Source organism: Streptomyces katrae (assembly GCF_000966975.1).
GTDB lineage: Bacteria > Actinomycetota > Actinomycetes > Streptomycetales > Streptomycetaceae > Streptomyces > Streptomyces katrae.
Genome location: NZ_JZWV01001776.1, coordinates 1 through 469, shown reverse-complemented (window position 1 = coordinate 469; position 469 = coordinate 1). Strand labels below are relative to the sequence as shown.

At 72.3% G+C, this 469-nt stretch carries 1 pseudogene; it reads left to right on the top strand.

The window, feature by feature from the left end:
* A pseudogene (locus VR44_RS43650) lies at window positions 1–469 on the top strand (acyltransferase domain-containing protein); the annotation flags it as partial.

Genomic DNA, 469 nt, shown 5'->3' with positions numbered 1-469 from the left:
GCAGCCAGCGGCCCGGCATGGGACGCGAACTGTACGAAACCTTCCCCGCCTTCGCCGCCGCCTTCGACGCCGTGTGCGCGGAACTCGGGGACGGGCTCAAGGAGACCGTCTTCGGGGACGACGCCGACGCGCTGGACCGGACCGGAACCACCCAGCCCGCCCTCTTCGCCGTCGAGGTCGCCCTCTACCGACTCATCGAATCCTGGGGGTCACCCCGCGGTTCGTCGGCGGGCACTCGGTCGGCGAGATCGCCGCCGCACACATCGCCGGAGTACTCTCCCTGCGCGACGCCGCCGCACTCGTCAACGCACGCGGACGGCTCATGGAGGCCCTGCCCGAGGGCGGGATCATGGTCTCCGTGCAGGCGGGTGAGGAGCAGGTCACCCCGCTGCTGGTGCCCGGCGCGGCCATCGCCGCCGTCAACGGCCCGAACGCCGTCGTCCTCTCCGGGACCCGGGAAGCCGTCGAA